This is a genomic window from Peribacillus sp. TH14, from assembly GCF_016651145.1.
In the GTDB taxonomy this organism is placed as follows: Bacteria; Bacillota; Bacilli; order Bacillales; family DSM-1321; genus Peribacillus; species Peribacillus butanolivorans.
Map to the genome: position 1 here is coordinate 3,532,107 of NZ_JAEKEK010000001.1, position 18,698 is coordinate 3,550,804.

The 18,698-nt window shown below is 41.0% G+C and carries 20 protein-coding genes and 1 other annotated feature; of the genes, 15 read left to right on the forward strand and 5 right to left on the reverse strand.

The window, feature by feature from the left end; genetic code table 11:
• The first annotated feature begins 8 nt into the window (after window positions 1–8).
• The 9 genes from ytxC to JFU50_RS17130 all read left to right on the forward strand — a co-directional run bounded on the left by ytxC (window position 9) and on the right by JFU50_RS17130 (window position 6,542).
• A complete protein-coding gene (gene ytxC / locus JFU50_RS17090) occupies window positions 9–845 on the forward strand; it encodes a sporulation protein YtxC (protein ID WP_053347255.1) in 837 nt (278 codons plus the stop codon).
• A 440-nt stretch (window positions 846–1,285) separates the two neighbouring features.
• The gene (gene thrS, locus JFU50_RS17095) at window positions 1,286–3,217 is read left to right on the forward strand and encodes a threonine--tRNA ligase (protein WP_056529270.1); all 1,932 of its coding nucleotides are present in this window, start codon (window positions 1,286–1,288) and stop codon (window positions 3,215–3,217) included.
• Window positions 3,218–3,321: 104 nt separating this feature from the next.
• On the forward strand, window positions 3,322–3,492 hold the full coding sequence (locus JFU50_RS17100; RefSeq protein ID WP_201223415.1) for a hypothetical protein: 171 nt from the start codon (window positions 3,322–3,324) through the stop codon (window positions 3,490–3,492).
• Window positions 3,493–3,576: 84 nt separating this feature from the next.
• A complete protein-coding gene (locus tag JFU50_RS17105) occupies window positions 3,577–4,071 on the forward strand; it encodes a GNAT family N-acetyltransferase (RefSeq protein ID WP_053347253.1) in 495 nt (164 codons plus the stop codon).
• A 126-nt stretch (window positions 4,072–4,197) separates the two neighbouring features.
• Window positions 4,198–4,334 (forward strand) — a sequence feature (ribosomal protein L20 leader region).
• Between the two features lie 98 nt (window positions 4,335–4,432).
• Window positions 4,433–4,933 (forward strand): translation initiation factor IF-3, encoded by a 501-nt coding sequence (gene infC / locus JFU50_RS17110; RefSeq protein ID WP_053347252.1) that lies wholly within the window; start codon window positions 4,433–4,435, stop codon window positions 4,931–4,933.
• A 34-nt stretch (window positions 4,934–4,967) separates the two neighbouring features.
• Window positions 4,968–5,168, forward strand: coding sequence for a 50S ribosomal protein L35 (gene rpmI, locus JFU50_RS17115; RefSeq protein WP_034309070.1), 201 nt, complete (start codon window positions 4,968–4,970; stop codon window positions 5,166–5,168).
• A gap of 35 nt (window positions 5,169–5,203) precedes the next feature.
• The gene (gene rplT, locus JFU50_RS17120) at window positions 5,204–5,563 is read left to right on the forward strand and encodes a 50S ribosomal protein L20 (RefSeq protein WP_034309067.1); all 360 of its coding nucleotides are present in this window, start codon (window positions 5,204–5,206) and stop codon (window positions 5,561–5,563) included.
• 70 nt (window positions 5,564–5,633) lie between these two features.
• Window positions 5,634–5,906: a DUF1294 domain-containing protein gene (locus JFU50_RS17125; RefSeq protein WP_053347251.1), complete on the forward strand. Its 273-nt coding sequence runs from the start codon at window positions 5,634–5,636 to the stop codon at window positions 5,904–5,906.
• Window positions 5,907–5,969: 63 nt separating this feature from the next.
• The gene (locus tag JFU50_RS17130) at window positions 5,970–6,542 is read left to right on the forward strand and encodes a TVP38/TMEM64 family protein (protein ID WP_201223417.1); all 573 of its coding nucleotides are present in this window, start codon (window positions 5,970–5,972) and stop codon (window positions 6,540–6,542) included.
• 64 nt (window positions 6,543–6,606) lie between these two features.
• On the opposite strand, the gene JFU50_RS17135 is transcribed toward JFU50_RS17130, so the two are convergent.
• Window positions 6,607–6,987, reverse strand: coding sequence for a sigma-w pathway protein ysdB (locus JFU50_RS17135; protein WP_201186142.1), 381 nt, complete (start codon window positions 6,985–6,987; stop codon window positions 6,607–6,609).
• Window positions 6,988–7,096: 109 nt separating this feature from the next.
• On the opposite strand from JFU50_RS17135, the gene JFU50_RS17140 reads away from it, so the two are divergent.
• Entirely contained in the window at window positions 7,097–7,585 is a 489-nt protein-coding gene (locus JFU50_RS17140; protein ID WP_201186140.1) for a dUTP diphosphatase, read from the forward strand.
• 64 nt (window positions 7,586–7,649) lie between these two features.
• Complete coding sequence (locus JFU50_RS17145; protein WP_056529259.1) at window positions 7,650–8,735, forward strand: M42 family metallopeptidase; 1,086 nt, start codon at window positions 7,650–7,652, stop codon at window positions 8,733–8,735.
• Window positions 8,736–8,795: 60 nt separating this feature from the next.
• On the opposite strand, the gene JFU50_RS17150 is transcribed toward JFU50_RS17145, so the two are convergent.
• The 4 genes from JFU50_RS17150 to JFU50_RS17165 form a co-directional block, all read right to left on the reverse strand.
• On the reverse strand, window positions 8,796–9,497 hold the full coding sequence (locus JFU50_RS17150) for a LutC/YkgG family protein (RefSeq protein ID WP_201223419.1): 702 nt from the start codon (window positions 9,495–9,497) through the stop codon (window positions 8,796–8,798).
• Complete coding sequence (locus tag JFU50_RS17155; protein WP_201223421.1) at window positions 9,494–10,924, reverse strand: LutB/LldF family L-lactate oxidation iron-sulfur protein; 1,431 nt, start codon at window positions 10,922–10,924, stop codon at window positions 9,494–9,496. The genes JFU50_RS17150 and JFU50_RS17155 overlap by 4 nt, the downstream gene beginning before the upstream one ends.
• A 22-nt stretch (window positions 10,925–10,946) precedes the next feature.
• The gene (locus JFU50_RS17160) at window positions 10,947–11,663 is read right to left on the reverse strand and encodes a (Fe-S)-binding protein (RefSeq protein WP_201223423.1); all 717 of its coding nucleotides are present in this window, start codon (window positions 11,661–11,663) and stop codon (window positions 10,947–10,949) included.
• A 179-nt stretch (window positions 11,664–11,842) separates the two neighbouring features.
• Window positions 11,843–12,574 (reverse strand): FadR/GntR family transcriptional regulator, encoded by a 732-nt coding sequence (locus JFU50_RS17165; RefSeq protein WP_201223425.1) that lies wholly within the window; start codon window positions 12,572–12,574, stop codon window positions 11,843–11,845.
• A 241-nt stretch (window positions 12,575–12,815) separates the two neighbouring features.
• Here JFU50_RS17165 and JFU50_RS17170 point away from each other — a divergent pair, with 241 nt between their 5' ends.
• The 4 genes from JFU50_RS17170 to JFU50_RS17185 all read left to right on the forward strand — a co-directional run bounded on the left by JFU50_RS17170 (window position 12,816) and on the right by JFU50_RS17185 (window position 18,547).
• Complete coding sequence (locus JFU50_RS17170) at window positions 12,816–14,507, forward strand: L-lactate permease (protein ID WP_201223427.1); 1,692 nt, start codon at window positions 12,816–12,818, stop codon at window positions 14,505–14,507.
• Between the two features lie 75 nt (window positions 14,508–14,582).
• Entirely contained in the window at window positions 14,583–15,698 is a 1,116-nt protein-coding gene (locus JFU50_RS17175) for a CdaR family transcriptional regulator (protein ID WP_201223429.1), read from the forward strand.
• Window positions 15,699–15,812: 114 nt separating this feature from the next.
• Window positions 15,813–17,225, forward strand: a complete 1,413-nt coding sequence (gene glcD, locus JFU50_RS17180; protein WP_201223431.1) for a glycolate oxidase subunit GlcD — start codon at window positions 15,813–15,815, stop codon at window positions 17,223–17,225.
• Entirely contained in the window at window positions 17,222–18,547 is a 1,326-nt protein-coding gene (locus tag JFU50_RS17185; RefSeq protein ID WP_201186130.1) for a (Fe-S)-binding protein, read from the forward strand. The genes glcD and JFU50_RS17185 overlap by 4 nt, the downstream gene beginning before the upstream one ends.
• Window positions 18,548–18,698 lie beyond the last annotated feature (151 nt).

Genomic DNA, 18,698 nt, shown 5'->3' on the forward strand with positions numbered 1-18,698 from the left:
ATGTCGTAGTGCAAATTTCGTTTCAAAATGATTCAGAGGCATTAAAATTACTGAATTTAGTTTCTGTCCATCCGTTAGGGGCAGAATTTCAACCATACATTCGATTTCTTCCACAACAAGGTATGTATGTGGATATGACAGAGTCAGTAGGTGATAAATGGCTAATCCTGCTCAGTGAAGTATTTCATTCTTTTTTGTTGGAAGAAAAGATGCTTCCTGTGATTGAACAAATCATAATTAGTAAATTTTTCTATAGAGAACGAGAAGAAATTGAAGCGATTACCGAAATTGCATCATCGATTATTGAAGGAGAAAGAGCTAGGTGTCAAGGGATGTTATTCAGTACGGAAAAAAAATTGATTGAGGAAGGGCTTCAAAGCATTTTGGCGGGGAAGGTGTCTTTTTCATTCGATTCCTTTACGACTTTCCGTTTAAAATCATTTCAGCATACGTTGGAAAAGTATGTGGTCAAGGCGATTGATGAATATAAGTTGGAACAGGACTATCAAAATTTTATTGCTACGCTCCGTGATTGCCTGCATGGGCAGGAGTCGAAATTACCAAAGCTTCATCTTGTCAATCGAGACGGTTTTCAATTCTATGATCAGGAATTCAGCAAGCTTGACCGTCCAAAAATCAATAGTATGATTGACAGGCGGCTCCTTGCCAAAAGTTCACTTTTTCTCGATACGGTGATACTTGCCCCGCTGTTATCGATTGCTCCGGAAAACTTGTACATCTATACCGATGACAAGGAAGAAGGCCTAATTCAAACAATGGCGCGGATTTTCGAGGAGCGGGCGACTGTCCTGCCGCTCTCAGCATTTTCGAAGGCGTTTGAATAATCTTTTTTGGGGATAATGAACAAAACAGAAAATTAACCTTGATTTTCACCGTATAACAAATTATAATTTCCTACATACTATTAAAAACAAAAGTTATGATGAGGACACGGGTATTCTAGTCGCCGATTTTCAGAGAGGGGAGCCAAAAGGCTGTAAGCTTCCTATTCGCATAGATCACTTACCACCTTTAAACTTCGGCTCGGAAAGCAATTAGATTGCGACTATGAGTTGACGGGAAGCTGCCGTTACCAAGTTACAAGTGTCATTTTGCCGTGAAAAGCAAGGTGAAACGAGGGTGGAACCGCGGGTTAATGATTATGATTATTAAGCTCGTCCCTGTTTTATACAGGGGCGGGCTTTTTGTGTTGTAATTAGATTTCTCGCTCGGATACCTATAACTGAAAACAGATTGTTCTAAAAATAAGAAGGAGTGAAACTGAATGTCTGAATTACTGAAAATATCATTTCCTGACGGAGCGGTGAAGGAGTTTGCTAAAGGTACAACTACTGAAGACATTGCTGCATCCATCAGCCCTGGTTTAAGAAAAAAATCCATTGCTGGAAAGTTCAATGGTGAATTATATGATTTGAAACGTCCAATTGAAGAAGACGGTACAATTGAAATCGTCACACAAGATGCAGCAGATGCGCTTGAAGTGCTTCGCCACAGTACAGCTCATTTGATGGCACAAGCGATCAAACGTCTTTACAAAAATGCTAAATTCGGTGTCGGCCCTGTCATCGAAGGTGGTTTTTACTACGATATGGATCTAGAGGAATCATTAACACCTGAAGATCTTCCTTTGATTGAAAAAGAAATGAAGAAAATCGTTAATGAAAACTTGGAAATTGCTCGCATCGAAGTAAGTCGTGACGAAGCCATATCTCGTTTCAAAGAAATTGGTGACGAGTATAAATTGGAATTGATCGATGCTATTCCTGCTGATCAGCAAGTAACGATCTATGAGCAAGGTGAATTCTTTGACCTTTGTCGCGGAATCCACGTTCCATCTACTGGGAAAATTAAAGAATTCAAGCTATTAAGCGTCGCCGGTGCATACTGGAGAGGCGATAGCAAAAACAAAATGCTTCAACGTATATACGGAACTGCTTTCTTTAAGAAAGAAGAACTATCCGAACACCTACGTTTCCTAGAAGAAGCTAAAGAACGTGACCATCGTAAAATCGGAAAAGAATTGAACCTGTTCATGAGCTCACAGAAAGTTGGACAAGGTCTGCCAATGTGGTTACCAAAGGGTGCGACAATTCGCCGCACAATTGAGCGATATATTGTAGATAAGGAAGAACGCCTGGGTTACGACCACGTGTACACACCTGTAATGGGAAGTGTTGACCTTTATAAAACATCTGGACACTGGGATCATTACCAGGATGATATGTTCCCAGTCATGGAGATGGAAAACGAACAGATGGTCCTGCGTCCGATGAACTGTCCGCATCACATGATGGTATATAAAAACGGCATCCACAGCTATCGCGAGCTACCAATCCGGATTGCTGAGCTTGGCTTGATGCACCGCTATGAAATGTCAGGCGCTCTTTCTGGTCTACAGCGTGTACGTGGGATGACATTGAATGATGCTCACATTTTCGTCCGTCCAGATCAAATTAAAGAAGAGTTCAAACGTGTTGTGAACTTGGTTCTGGAAGTATATAAAGATTTCGATATTAAGGATTATTCATTCCGTCTGTCTTACCGTGATCCGCAGGATAAAGAGAAGTATTTTGATGATGACGCCATGTGGGAAAAAGCACAAAGCATGCTGAAAAGCGCGATGGACGAACTTGGACTAGATTATTTTGAAGCAGAAGGTGAAGCAGCATTCTACGGTCCGAAGCTTGACGTTCAAGTACGTACAGCTTTAGGAAAAGATGAAACTCTTTCAACTGTTCAACTTGATTTCTTGCTTCCTGAACGTTTTGATCTTAACTATGTCGGTGAAGACGGCAAGCAGCACCGTCCGGTCGTTATCCATCGCGGAGTTGTTTCCACAATGGAACGTTTCGTTGCTTACTTAATCGAAGAATACAAGGGGGCATTCCCAACTTGGCTGGCACCTATCCAAGCACAAGTGATTCCGGTCTCACCAGAAGTTCATTTGGATTATGCCAAAGAAGTGCAAGAAAAACTTAAAGCAGAAGGCATCCGTGTTGATTTGGATACACGTGACGAGAAAATTGGTTATAAAATCCGTGAAGCACAAATGCAGAAAATCCCGTACATGCTGGTTGTTGGTGACAATGAAGCCCAAGAAGGCAGTGTAAACGTACGTAAATACGGTGAACAAAAATCAGAAACAGTCGCGTTTGAAGACTTTGTTTCAGCGATTAAAGCAGAAGTAAGCCGTTAACATCAAAAGAGAGACACATATTGTTGTGTCTCTCTTTTGCATAATGCATGATTAATAACAACAGCATGTGAAAGTATAGTCAACAATGAAAAGGAGTGGTCAGCATGAATAAGAAATTTTCCTATCTATTCGGGCCAACATTTCTTGTCGTCATCATCTTATTGTTACTGGATGGTTATCGACAATATGCTATTGTCCCGGTCCTGCTGTTTTGGATAGTTCTATTTGCGTGGGATGCTATTGAGAAAAAGAAAAGGGCAAAAGAAAACCCGTAACATTTGAAGACTCTAGTTAATAGATCCAAGATGTAAATTCAGCTAATTACCCAATAAAATATTTATATGAGGGAGTGGGGAGAAATGGAGATACGGAAGGCTACAAGGCAAGATGCGGGAAAATTGGCGGCTCTGTTCAATCATGTTGAAGATTCCGGGTTCATGTTGTACAATCCGGGTGAAAGAAAAGCAACGGAGAACAAATTGGAGAGGCAAATCGAGCAAATTGAAAATAACCCCCGCTCCATTTTCCTCGTTGCAGCAAGCGGCCACGACTTGATAGGATATCTCATATTATTGGGCAATGAACTTAGCAGAACAAAGCATTCTGCCAAAATTGTCATCGGCATATCCGAACAAGAGAGAGGAAAAGGAGTCGGAACGAAGCTGTTTCAAAAAATGGAGGAGCAGGCACTGGCATATGAAATCCGGCGCCTTGAATTGACAGTTATTGCTAACAACGAACCAGCACTTTCCCTTTATAAAAAGATGGGTTTTGTACTAGAAGGTACGAAGCGGGACTCATTATTTTTCGATGAAATGTATCATGACGAATACTATTTGTCTAAATTTCTTTAAAAAAACGTATTGTCAAATAACAAAATGTCTGATAAGATTAATTCTGTTGTGAAAAACGAATAAATTAGCATTTGACAAGTCATCAGTGTTTATGATATATTTCTAAAGTGAATTGAATACGTGTTTGAGGAAAAGAAGAAGCACCCGCTTCTCACCTGGTTGACGCAAACGATGCAGTTAACAGGTCATGATTTGATTATTTGGATCTTTCTGAATTAGTCTATCAGTGTGGGTGCAGCATGCATCCACACTTTTTTATTATGATTATATCCTGTAAGCGAGTTGTGAGCGTGACCGAATTGATTCAAATATTCGTATTCGCCAATATCTTTGGAGGTGGCTAACTATTAGTAAAGACGCGATGGTAAACGAGGGCATCCGAGCCCGTGAAGTTCGTCTTATTGACCAAAACGGAGAACAACTTGGAATTAAAACGAAACTCGAAGCATTGGAAATTGCCGCTCGTGTAAATCTTGATCTAGTTTTAGTTGCTGCAAATGCAAAGCCTCCGGTAGCCCGGATTATGGACTACGGAAAACACCGCTTCGAGCAGCAAAAGAAAGACAAGGAAGCACGTAAAAATCAAAAAGTTATCAGTCTTAAAGAGGTTCGTTTGAGCCCGACGATTGAAGAACATGATTTCAATACTAAGCTTCGCAACGGTATTAAATTCCTTGAAAAAGGCGATAAAGTAAAAGCTTCTATCCGTTTCAAAGGACGTGCTATTACACATAAGGAAATTGGTCAACGTGTACTCGTTCGTTTTTCTGAAGCATGTAAAGAAGTGGCTACAATCGAGCAACATCCAAAAATGGACGGACGCAGCATGTTCATTATCTTAGCACCAAAAGCCGAAAAGTAATTGTAAAGTAATTTGTAATGAGGAGGAATACCTTATGCCTAAAATGAAAACTCACCGCGGATCTGCTAAACGTTTCAAAAAGACTGGATCCGGCAAACTTAAGCGTTCTAACGCTTACACAAGCCATTTATTTGCTAACAAATCTACTAAGCAAAAGCGTAAGCTTCGCAAAGCTAGCCTTGTAAGCAAAGGTGACTTCAAACGTATTCGTCATATGCTAGACAATATTAAATAAGTTCGATTTATCGAGTTAAATAGGAGGGAAATAACATGCCACGTGTAAAAGGCGGTACTGTTACTCGCAAACGTCGTAAAAAGGTAATAAAATTAGCTAAAGGTTACTATGGCGCGAAACATATTCTTTTCAAAGTAGCTAACCAACAAGTAATGAAGTCAGGAAACTATGCTTTCCGTGACCGTCGTCAGAAAAAACGTGATTTCCGCAAACTTTGGATTACTCGTATCAACGCTGCAGCTCGCATCAACGGTCTTTCTTATAGCCGTTTAATGCATGGCTTAAAGCTTGCTGGTATCGAAGTAAACCGCAAAATGCTTGCTGATCTTGCTGTTGCTGACGAACAAGCTTTTGCTCAATTAGCAACTGCTGCTAAACAACAATTAGACAAATAAGTCTGACTGATATCAGCCACTCTCTTTTTCAAGAGGGTGGCTTTTTACATATTTAAAGGGGGAGAGAGGAATGCAAGGAGTTTGGATCATACTTGCCTTTATGTTTATCATTAACATCGTAGGCTTTGTCATAATGGGAGTCGACAAAAAGAGAGCACGCAATGGGAAGTATCGTATCAGCGAAAAGACACTCTGGTTTTGGGCAGTCATAGGTGGGGGAACTGGGACCTTTCTTGGAATGAAACATTTCCATCATAAAACGAAGCATACCTCCTTTAAGTGGGGACTGCCGGTTTTGATGGTCATCCAAATAGGGTTACTTATCAAGATCTTAATTCGATAGTCATATGTAGCTCGTTTAGTGTATATGCTTGTAGAAGCAACAAAGAGTAGCTGGGGGGAAAACATGAATGATAAACTGACACTTGTGATGAGCTACGTTCAATCCGGCAGCGTGTTTGCGCCATTAATCTTTATTACCTTTCATTTATTACGGCAATTTTTATTCATTCCTGTTATCGTGGTTTGCATGGCTGGCGGTGTTTTATTCGGTGCAGCATTTGGAACTATCTATTCCATAATCGGTTTGACGTTGTCCAGTATGGCCTTTTATATTGTAATAGGTAAATTTCCGAAAACGAAGGATAAGCTTCTACGACTTAAAAATAAGCTGTTTGGAAACCGAAAGCTTAACAGCCGACAAATTGCGGTGCTGAGGCTTATTCCGTTTATACACTTTTATTTATTGTCGCTTTGCTTGTTGGAATCCAATAAAGGGTTGAAAAACTATTTTTATTTATCCTTCATGACGAATATCCCTGTAGCCTTCGTATATACAGTGTTTGGCCATTATATTGCAGATTTCAGCCCGACATTAATCGTCATTATTTTATTATCATTAACCTTATTGCTTTATTTATTAAGAGAAAAGCAGACGGTCGTTCCCTGGAAAGAATTTTTCCGCTCACATGATAAATAAAGGGCCTTGAGTGTAATTTCCTCAAGGCTCTTAAGTACGTAGTTGTAACACCACTCGATATGTTTTAGTTATCCAAAAATTCCTTTACAGGGCTTTTCCAATCAATCAAGGCATCCGGATATTGTTTTTTTATGGATGCTTCGATTTTTAAAAAGTCATTGCGCTTCAAACCTTTCAAATCGGCTATTTTCTTAGGCCAAATGAAGATGGAGATAACCTCGAAGGAGCGTTCCGTCGTTCCTAAATACTTTTCCCCTTCAAACATAACCCCATTGTACGTCAATAAAAAATTCTTGTGTATATTCTTTGTATCATCGAGCAGAAAGAAATTTTTCTGTTCATGTGCCAGCTCTAATTTTCGTTTTGGATTAAATAGGTATTTGATAGCCGTATATATTAAGAAGATGATGAGAGCCAAAATTAAGAACCGCAATATTAACACCATGTAGCTACCTCCCTAAACAGAGTGATTCCTTTCATTTACGTATGGGTTTTTAATAAGTTTCATTTATTTGTTATAATTTAAGGGATTAAGATAGAAAGTAGTGATAAAAGTGAACATAGCAAAATTGATGGACATGCAGGCGGCCTTAGATAAGCATATAGAGACAAAGCACGATCTGGGTGCAGAAAACTTGGTCGAGCGGAAGACTCTTGCTCTTTTAGTGGAGCTTGGGGAGCTGGCTAACGAAACGAGATGTTTTAAATTCTGGAGTCTTAAAGGTCCTTCGGATAAAGAAACGATTTTGGCTGAATACGTGGATGGCATTCACTTTATTTTGTCACTTGGGATTGAAAAGAGTTTTGTACCAAAAGTTCCATCGGCTTTCAAAATGGGTCATGTTGATTTAACGGCTCAATTCACTTTGATATACGGGTACATCAACGAGTTTCGTGTGCAATTAACAGAGTCCGCGTTTCAAAAGGTTTTTGCTGAATATCTACATTTAGGGAAGTTGCTAGGATTTTCCGCAGAGGATGTGGAAAATGCATACGTCACCAAAAATGAAGTGAATTACGAAAGACAAAAACAAGGCTATTAATTGTTTGTGCAACCGATATTTTGTATAATTATTCTTGTAGTGTAAAAAAGAGGGAGGTAAATGCATGGCTCAATTGGATGAAACTTTAAGGATGCTGAAAGATTTAACGGATGCTAAAGGCATTGCTGGAAATGAAAGTGAAGTAAGGAAAGTAATGGCTGAATACATAACCCCTTTCGCGGATGAAATATCGACTGATGGTTTGGGAAGTTTGATCGCTATGAAAACAGGTGATGAAAACGGTCCGAAAATCGTCGTTACTGGACATTTGGATGAAGTTGGTTTCATGATAACTCAAATTGATGATAAAGGATTTTTGCGTTTTCAGCCGGTAGGAGGCTGGTGGTCACAGGTGATGCTCGCTCAACGCGTGACGATCGTCACAAATAAAGGCGATGTAACTGGGGTTATCGGTTCAAAGCCGCCACATATTTTGTCAGCAGAAGCGAGGAAAAAGCCGGTAGAGATTAAAGATATGTTTATTGACATTGGTGCAACTAGCAAGGAAGAAGTAAAGGAATGGGGCGTTAAGCCGGGCGATATGGTTGTACCGTATTTTGAATTCACAGTCATGAATAATGAAAAAATGTTGCTTGCTAAAGCTTGGGACAACCGAATTGGCTGTGCAATCGCTATTGACGTCCTTAAACAGTTGAAAGATAGTGACCATCCGAATGTTGTATACGGGATTGGTGCAGTACAAGAAGAGGTTGGTCTACGTGGCTCTAAAACGTCAACGTTCAAAATTCAGCCGGATATTGGTTTTGCCGTTGATGTCGGTATAGCTGGTGATACACCAGGTGTAACCGATAAAGAAGCGATGAGTAAAATGGGTGAAGGTCCGCAAATCGTTATATATGATGCATCGATGGTAGCTCATAAAGGACTGCGGGATTTCGTTACCAACACGGCTGACGAAATGAACATTCCTTATCAATATGAATCGATTCCAGGCGGTGGAACGGATGCAGGTTCCATTCACTTAACAGCAAATGGAGTTCCTGCACTGGCAATTACGATTGCAACACGCTACATTCATTCACATGCGGCAATGCTTCATCGTGATGATTATGAAAATGCAGTTAAACTAATTGTCGAAGTGATCAAACGCCTCGACCGTGAAGCAGTGGACCGTATTATTTACGAATAACATAGAGAAATTTAGAAAAGGAGAGGCTCCTTTAAAGGGCCTCTCCTTTTTCATTGATAGTTACTTATCCTCGACAATTATATAGACGGCTTTAATTGGACCATGAACACCAACGACAAGGTCCATTTCGATATCAGCGGAATTGCTCGGTCCGGTTATGAAATTAATGCAGGAAGGAACGACTTCACCGCGATTAACTTTAGAACGAATGGCAGCTGCAGCTTGTGTCATTCGCGGAACGATGGTGCTCTTTGGGATAATGGAAACATGACAAGCGGGCAGGAAGCTGATGGAACGGCCATGGTTCTTACCGCTAAATAAGACGACGGTCGCTGATTCCGCAAGTGTTATTTCACTGAATGTAATTCCGATATTAGCACTTTCTGCCAGTTCGATATTTTTTTTCCCTGCTTGATGGTCCCAAACGTGGACACCTTTTTCATTCAGCACATCAACTAACTGATAGTCAGAGAATCGATTATCTTTTGGAATGATTAATTGTCCATTTCCAAGTTCCTCAATCACCTGTTTTAAAAGGTGTGCAACTTGCTTTGAGTCGGTAAGGTGAAACTGCGTATGGACCCGTTTGCACTGCTCCTGTAATTCGTTGACAAGATCATCTGGTGTCGCATGTTTCAAAACCTCGAATTGGGGAGCGTGCTTCCAAACAGGACGGGTTATGCCTTCGGTTATAGGAGCTCTTCCTAGGTTTTTGGCAATTTTATTTAAAAACGTGCCTTCATTTTGGATAGTTCCAGTCATGATGGTTTCCCTCCTGTCTCGCGATTTTTAAACCAGTCCCGAAAGCTTTCTTTACTAGGAGCTGGGAATTCACGGCTTTCGGTCCAAGTTTTAAGTGGTCCGGGACCTTTTGAGATGATATCTCCCGTTTTAAAAGGGGACATAGCTGAAGGGGCCATTTTTGAACCAAACTTATAAAGCATTGGAGAAGCGGCGCCGATTCCGAATGCCTTCATTGCCATCTTTTCAGAGAAGGGAGCCATTTTTTCCTTTTCTACGATGACTTCACGATGCTTTCTTAGCAGATCATGCAGAGGGATTTTTACCGGACAGGCATCGGTACAAGCTGCACAAAGAGTTGATGCATAAGGTAGTTCTTTAAAATCATCATAGCCACCAAGTAATGGTGAAAGCACAGCACCAATTGGACCCGGATAAATGGAACCATAGGAATGGCCGCCAACCTGGCGATAGACCGGGCAGACATTGATACAGGCTGCACAGCGAATGCATTGGAGAACAGATTGAAACTCAGTTCCTAAAATAGAAGAGCGGCCATTATCGACGATGACAAGGTGGAATTCCTCAGGTCCGTCGACATCCCCTTCATCACGTGGACCGGTAAGTGCGGTAATGTAGCTGGTCAATCTTTGACCGACCGCGCTTCTTGTCAATAAACTGACAAGAACTTCAAATTCATCGAATGTAGGTACAAGCCGTTCCATCCCCATCACGGTAATTTGCGTTTTTGGCAGGGCCGTGACTAAATCAGCGTTTCCCTCATTCGTTACCAAACCAATCGAGCCAGTTTCTGCAATCGCAAAATTACAGCCGGTAATGCCAACATCCGCACTTAAGAAATCTTTCCGAAGAATACCCCGGACATGAGCGGTAAGCTCCTCCGGATTTTCGGTTTTCGTATAGGCAAGCTTCTCTTTAAAAACATCCCTTATTTGTTCTTTGTTTTTATGGAGAGCAGGCGCGACGATATGGGAAGGCGGATCATGATCATCAACTTGTAAAATGTACTCACCGAGGTCTGTTTCAACGACATCAAGTCCAACAGCTTCAAGAGTGGCATTTAAATTAATTTCTTCCGTGACCATCGATTTGGATTTCACGACTTTTTTGGCATTCTTTTTTACGATAACGTCCTTAATGTATCCGCTTGCTTCTTCAGCTGTTTCAGCAAAAAAGACATGACCTCCTCGTTTCGAAACATTTTCTGCAAGCTGATGCAAATAGAAATCAAGGTTGCTAAGCACATGCTGTCGGATTTCTTCCCCAAGGGACCGCCAATCCTCCCAGCTTCCCAACTCATCAACGGCAGTCAGCCGCCGTCCGTGTAATCGTTCTTGGGCACTCGATACCGCCAGTCGCATAAAATCATTATGTATTCCTTCATCCACTCGGTCTTTAAACTTGGCAGAGCTGGTTTTCATAGCCATGGTTTATCCCTCCTCGCTTTCCTTAAATACTATTCAATACTTCGGCAATATGTAGAACTTTAATAGGTTGACCCTTACGTTGGATACGTCCGCCGATATTCATTAAACATCCTGCATCGCCGCCAATTAAAAAGTCGGCTCCGGTATCTTCAATATTGCAGACTTTTTCCTCGACCATTTGTTCGGATATATCCCCCATCTTAACTGAAAAGGTTCCCCCGAATCCGCAGCAATTTTGAGCGTCCGGAAGAGGTGTCATTTCCAGTCCTTTAACATGGCTTAACAAAATGGCTGGGGCTTCTTTCACTTTAAGAAGCCGAGTCATATGACAGGAAGCATGATAAGTCGCTTTTCCTTCAAATGTTGCGCCAACATCAGTTACCTTTAGAACGTTCACGATGAATTGGGTCAATTCATATGTTTTTGCCGCCAATGCAGCAGCCTTCGTTTCCCATTCAGCATCGCCTTTAAAAAGGACTGGATATTCTTTGAACATAGCCGCACAGGAACCTGAGGGGGTTACTATATATTCAGCATCCTCGAACGTTTGGATCATCTTTTTCATAGCTTCCTTTGATTCCTTTGTATACCCGCTATTGTATGCCGGCTGTCCACAGCAAATCTGCGATTCTGGAAAATCAATCTCACAGCCTAATCTCTCGAGTAGTTCTACTGTTGCTTTTCCGACATTGGATTGAAACAAATCAACTAAACAAGTTGCAAAGAGAGTTACTTTCAATTTGGTCTCCTCCTTTTTTAAAATAGGTTAACAGGTCATCCGATGACTAGATAATAGAAAAAGGAAATGGTTTAAAGAAAATACCAATTTCCAGGATTATAAATGAAGAAATCGTTTTCAAAATAATATACCAATTTTCTCCTTGGTTGTATAGAGTATTTTTGAAATTTAATGAATAATCAAATATTTGTTTGCTGATTAGTGAGGATGACTTTATCTAATGATTCCTCAACGTTTTGAAGGTGAAAAAGCATAGCGTTGCGGGCTCTTGCTTCGTCTTGCGCCACAATCGCGTCATAAATCTTCGCATGCTGTTGGTAAAGTCGTTTAAGTGTCATTTCTTCGGAATATAGAGCAATTCGCCGAATATCACGCATCTTTTCCGTCATTAACTCTGAAACGTGATGCATCAGCGTAATGAGCAATTCATTTTGGGAAGCGTTTGCGACTGCGACATGAAAGGCTATATCAGCTTTATCACTCAGTTCTTCATCTTCAGTCACCTTTTCCATTTCAGAAAGCCTGAACTCAAGCTCAGCAAGATGTTCATTTGTTCGTTTCTTCGCAGCCACTTCAGCCGCTCCTGACTCAAGGATTTTCCGAACCTCTAGCAAATGCTTGATATTGTCCTTATCCATCAAAAGAGCAGCAGTTAATGGGAGGTTCATGATGCTAGGGTCAAATGTTTTAACAAATGTTCCTTCTCCTTGTTTGATTTCAATGAGTCCCATTGAACTTAATGCACTTAATGCTTCACGGATTGCCGGTCGTCCGACTTGGAAATTTTCCGCAAGCTGTTGAATGGAGTCTAATTGTTCACCTGGTTTCAGGGTGCCTGACCGAATCATTTCATAAAGTTCTTCGCTGACTTCTTCATAAATTTTTTTCGGTTTAATTTTTTTATATACCAAGTAGTTAACACCTCTATTTTCTATGAGTTTCTCTGGTTAATATTATATAACACAAACGATCTTTCTCACTTGTGTAAGATTAAAAATCTAAAAAAATCTTGATTTTATATTTTTTATCATTTAATTTAAATAAATACTCATCAAGTCATCAGATGACTTTGAATATTTAGACATGTAAGGGTTTTCACCTGATACATAATTTCTGAAATTTTTAAAAATTAAGCAAAAGGAGTCGAAATGAATGACATGGACACAAAACTTTACGCCGATTATCGATAATTTAGTCGTATCTTCCATTGCAGCACTTATCCCAATTATTTACTTTTTCTGGGCTCTTACGATCAAGCGAATGAAAGGGTATATTGCTGGTCTTACGACGTTGCTAGTGGCCCTTGCAGTTGCCGTTTTTGTGTATGGAATGCCAGCAGGAAAGGCCGTAATGTCTGCTTCGCAAGGGGCGGTGTACGGGCTACTGCCAATTGGATGGATTATTATCACTTCAGTATTTTTGTACAAAATGACAATTAAAAGCGGACAATTCAATATTATTCGATCTTCGGTTCTTTCGCTTACCGAAGACCGCCGCCTTCAGGCTCTATTGGTTGCGTTTTCTTTCGGGGCCTTTTTAGAAGGGGCTGCTGGATTTGGAGCACCGGTTGCGATTTCCGCAGCACTTTTAGTAGGTCTTGGGTTTAACCCGCTATATGCAGCTGGCATTTGTTTAATTGCCAACACAGCTCCGGTCGCATTTGGGGCCGTTGGAATACCGATTATTGCTATGGAAGGGCCTACGGGGATTGCTGCCATGGAGATTTCAAAAATGGTCGGTCGCCAACTGCCATTCCTTTCAGCGTTCATTCCTCTGTACCTCATTTTGATTATGACTGGGTGGAAACGATCGCTTGAGGTTATGCCAGCTATCTTGGTTTCTGGTCTATCCTTTGCAATTACCCAATACTTTAGCTCGAATTTTCTTGGACCTGAGTTACCGGATATCCTTTCTGCTCTAGTGTCACTTTTTGCTTTAGCAATCTTCCTGAAATTTTGGAAGCCTAAAACAATCTTCCGGTTTGCGTCTGAAGAAACTGCAGCAGCTGTTGAACCATTGGATGATTCAGTGGAAGTGGAAAAAAGGTATACGAAATGGCAAATATTCCATGCATGGTCACCATTCCTTTTGTTAACGCTTTTCATAACGATATGGGGGATGAATCCAATAAAACCTGCGCTCTCTGGACATTATGAAGGTGACAATATGTTACTGAGCGGCATCAATGAAATTGGAAAACTATTAACCTTCCAAATTGAAGTACCAAGTCTGCATAACGAGATTATCGGGAGCAATGGATTACCGATTGCCGCTTTCTTCAAAATAGAATTGCTCGGGGCAGCGGGTACAGCTATATTACTGGCTGCAATCGTTACGAAGTTTATTGCACACATCTCTACAAAAGTTTTCTTTAACACTTTTGCTGAAGCAATGAAAGAGTTGGCAAAACCAATCTTGATGATTTCTTCTGTTGTGGCTTTTGCGTACGTAACGAATGCTTCTGGCATGTCGACAACATTAGGAATGACACTTGCAAAATCAGGGGATTTGTTTCCGTTCTTTGCACCGGTTCTCGGTTGGCTAGGGGTGTTTATTACTGGATCCGATACATCTGCTAATCTCTTATTTGGCAGTCTTCAGAAAGTTACAGCACTTAAGGTAGGGATGGAACCGGTTCTGGCACTTGCGGCGAACTCATCCGGAGGGGTTACCGGTAAAATGATCTCGCCTCAATCGATTGCCATTGCTTGTGCTGCTGTAGGATTGGCAGGCAGGGAATCAGAATTATTGAGATTCACGATTAAACATAGCTTGTTCTTATTGCTGCTTGTTTGTATAATTACTTTCTTGCAAAATGGCGTCCTATCCTGGATGATTCCATAATTTGAATGAGGCTCTCCCTTTTGAAAAGGGAGAGTCCTCTATGCTTTTATAATCTTATACGAAGGGAGGCAACTTATGCATTTAGCAGCTGTGGCAGAAAAATTAGTTCATGAGGTTCGAAAGTTGATTGATGAGGAAATCATCATTATTAATCATGCTGGAACGATTATCGCCAGCACGGATAAAAGTCGTATTGGTTCCTACCATGAAGGAGCCATCCATGCTTTTAAAAACCGTGAGAAACTGATTATCAATAAACAAGATGAACAACATTGGAAAGGGGTAAAGGCGGGAATCAACCTGCCCATTTTTTTTAATCAGGAAGCCGTTTGTGTAATTGGTATTACCGGTGATCCCAAACAGGTTTCTCCATATGCAGAACTTTTAAAAAAGATGACGGAGATGTTTATTCAGGAAAGCTACCATATCGAACAAGAAGAATCGCAGTCCCGCCTGATGGAATTCTTTGTGTTTGAATGGCATCAGCTTCAAAGGTTCAATGAGTCTTTCCTTCAGAAGGCAAAGCTGCTGGGAATTGATGTTATGGTTGACCGAATTATCATTCTTGGTGAATTTCAGACAGAAAAAATCATTGAACAGCATGTGTGGAGGACGCTGCAGATTTACATAAGGCAGCAGCACCCAAAGGACATCGTAGTTCGTTGGGGAAGGAACCAGTTCGTCATTCTTTCATTAGCTGATTTTATCGGTTCAAAAACCCACCAATTAACGAAATTAAGCCAATTGCAAAAAAAACTTGAGGAAAGTTCCGGATATAAAGTGAGCGTGGGGGTTAGTTCACGTTCACCAGGTTCCGCATTTAGACAAGCCTTTTTTAAAGCAGAACGGTCCTTGAAAATTGCGCTTTCTTCATCGAATATTGTATTTGATGAGGACTTGAAGCTCGAAGTCCTGCTCGATGAAGTTACCCCTGAAACAAGAAAGGAATATTTAACCCGGACAATTGAGAACCTACTTCTTAACGAGGAGTTACTTAAAACGCTGTCCATGTATTTTTCCTGTGATCTTTCTTTGAAAGAAACCGCTGCAGCCCTGCATATACACATTAATACTCTCCATTACAGGCTCAAACGTATAGAAGAGTTGACCCAATTAAATCCTAGGAAGCTGTCAGATTTAGTCACTATGTATCTAGCTGTACAAATTTTAGATAAACATACAAATAAATAATATTAAATGCCAGAAAGTCTATATGTTCATACATAGAAGATGGACTGGCTTTTTTCTATACTTAAACTACATAAAAAATTCGTGAACTATTTTTATTACATAAGGGGGATGTATATGTTAGCAAAACAGGTTAAGCAACAACTACTGAGCATTGTTGGTCCGGAAAATTACGATGATTCTAAAGTGGAATGCCTTGTTTATTCATACGATGCAACGCCGGGATATCAATCGATGCCGGATGCCGTTATTAAACCAGGGTGCACGAATGAAGTGGCCGCAATCGTCAAAGTTTGTAATGAACACAAAGTTCCTATCATTCCACGCGGCTCGGGAACGAATTTGAGCGGAGGCACATGCCCGACTGAAGGGGGCCTTGTCCTTTTATTTAATCGGATGAATTCATTGCTTGAAATAGACGAGGAAAACTTAACGGCTACGGTCCAGCCTGGGCTTATCACATTGGATTTGATTTCTGCGGTTGAAAAGAAGGGCTTATTTTATCCGCCCGATCCAAGTTCGATGAAGATTTCCACAATTGGCGGCAATATAAATGAGAACTCTGGTGGATTACGAGGTTTAAAATACGGGGTCACTCGTGATTATGTTATCGGGCTTGAAGTAGTTCTTCCGAATGGGGACATCATTCGAACAGGAGGAAAGCTTGCCAAGGATGTAGCCGGTTATGATTTAACAAAGCTGTTTGTTGGCTCAGAAGGCACACTTGGTATCGTAACGGAAGCGATCTTAAAACTGATTCCCATTCCGGAAACGACAAAGACCATGCTTGCTTTATATCAAGACCTGGATGCTGCGGCCCAATCTGTGGCTAAAATCATTTCAAATAAAATCATTCCAGTCACCCTTGAATTTCTTGATCGGCCAACCTTGATAGTGGTTGAGGATTTCGCGAAAATCGGTTTGCCTACCAATGTGGAAGCAGTTCTCCTAATCGAACAGGATGGACCGCCAGAAGTTGTAGAACGTGATATGAAAAGAATGGCGGATATCTGTCTAGAGGAAAAAGCTGTCTCTGTTGAAATTGCTGAAACGGAACTCGATGCAGTGGCCTTGAAAACGGCGAGACGGACAGCTCTTTCTGCACTCGCACGTTTGAAACCTACGACAATTTTAGAGGACGCTACAGTACCACGTTCGGAAATTGCCAAAATGGTTAGAGCCATTAATGAAATCGCTACTAAACATAATGTGAACATTTGTACATTTGGTCATGCTGGGGATGGAAATCTTCACCCAACGTGTATTACTGATGCCCGTGATCATGACGAAATGGAGAGAGTAGAGCTTGCCTTTGCCGACATTTTTGCTGTGGCTATTGACCTTGGAGGCACGGTTACCGGTGAACATGGAGTTGGAGCCATGAAGGCCCCTTACCTTGAATGGAAGCTGAAAAAAGAGGGCATTGCCGCGATGAAGGGAATTAAACAGGCATTCGATCCGAATAACATCATGAATCCAGGCAAGGTATTCGCCAAAGAAAGTAGGAAAAGGGTGGTGGTGTCATCGTGACGACAGTCCAAGAGAGGGAAATCATTGCCGACCAATTTGCGGAGAAAATGAATGAGGATGAATTGCTTAATTGTATGCGTTGCGGCTTTTGCTTACCCCATTGCCCGACATATATTGAATCAGGATTAAAGGAATCCCATTCACCAAGGGGCCGTATTGCACTTATGAAAGCGGTGACGGATGGCTTGATTGAACCGGATGAAGATGTAGAGCGTTCTTTAAGCCTTTGCCTCGGCTGTAGGGCATGTGAGCCAGTCTGTCCTTCCGGTGTTAAATATGGACATCTACTAGAAGAAGCGAGGGATATCATCCATCAGAATAAAAAACACAGTCTTCCAGTAAAAGCGATGCGTAAGGCGGCTTTTAACGGATTATTTCCTCATCAAGAGCGGATGCAGAACATGACAAGTTTACTGGGCTTTTACCAGCGTTCTGGTCTTCAGTACATTGCTCGTAAAACTGGTGTCCTAAGCATCCTTCCGGATAATCTTGCGAACATGGAAAAAGTGCTGCCGAAAGTTCCCAAAAAATCCGAAATGAAAAATCGGCCAACAGAGCTGCCTGCGATAGGAAATCCGGTCAAAAAGGTAGCCTTCTTTTCCGGCTGTTTAATGGATACAATGTTTTTGGATACAAACAAGGCTACACTAAAACTTCTGCAGCTGGCTGGATGTGAAATCGTAATCCCGAAAGCCCAGGCTTGTTGCGGAGCCCTGCATGGTCATAGTGGTGAAAAAGAAGGCGCAAAACAACTAGCCAAGCGTAATATTGAAGCGTTTGAAGCGGACGAAGTCGATTATATTATTACAAATGCCGGCGGTTGTGGAGCATTCCTTATTGATTATGATCATTTGCTTCAAGATGAGCCGGAGTGGTACGAACGGGCCATTACTTTTAAAAACAAAATGAAAGATATCAGCGAAATTCTTGTGGATTTACGTTTTCAGGAAAAAGTTCGCTTGAAACTGCCCTCACAGTCAGTGACATATCAAGATTCCTGTCACTTACGGAATGTGATGAAAACTTCAAAGGCGCCGAGAATTCTCCTTCAATCGATAGAAGGAATTGATTTTAGGGAAATGAAAGATGCCGATCGTTGCTGCGGCTCAGCTGGGATTTATAATATTGTAGAATCAGAGATGTCTATGAAAATTCTCGATTCGAAAATGGAACACACTAAATCGACACAGGCAGATATTGTTGTTACAGCAAATCCTGGTTGTTTGCTACAAATGCAATTGGGAATCGAAAGAGAAAACTTGAGCGAGTGTACGAAAGCGGTTCATATTGTGGATCTGCTTTTAGAGGCTGTTGTTTTATAGTAGAAGAAAGCGGATGTATTGATTGACTTCAAGTAGTTAATGAAAGTATATAAATGGTATTATTTGGGTAAATGTTAAAATTCAATAAATGAGTAAACCCTTGCTGTGGCTTGGTTTCAAGTAAAATGCCGTTCTGTTTTGAGAAAAAATT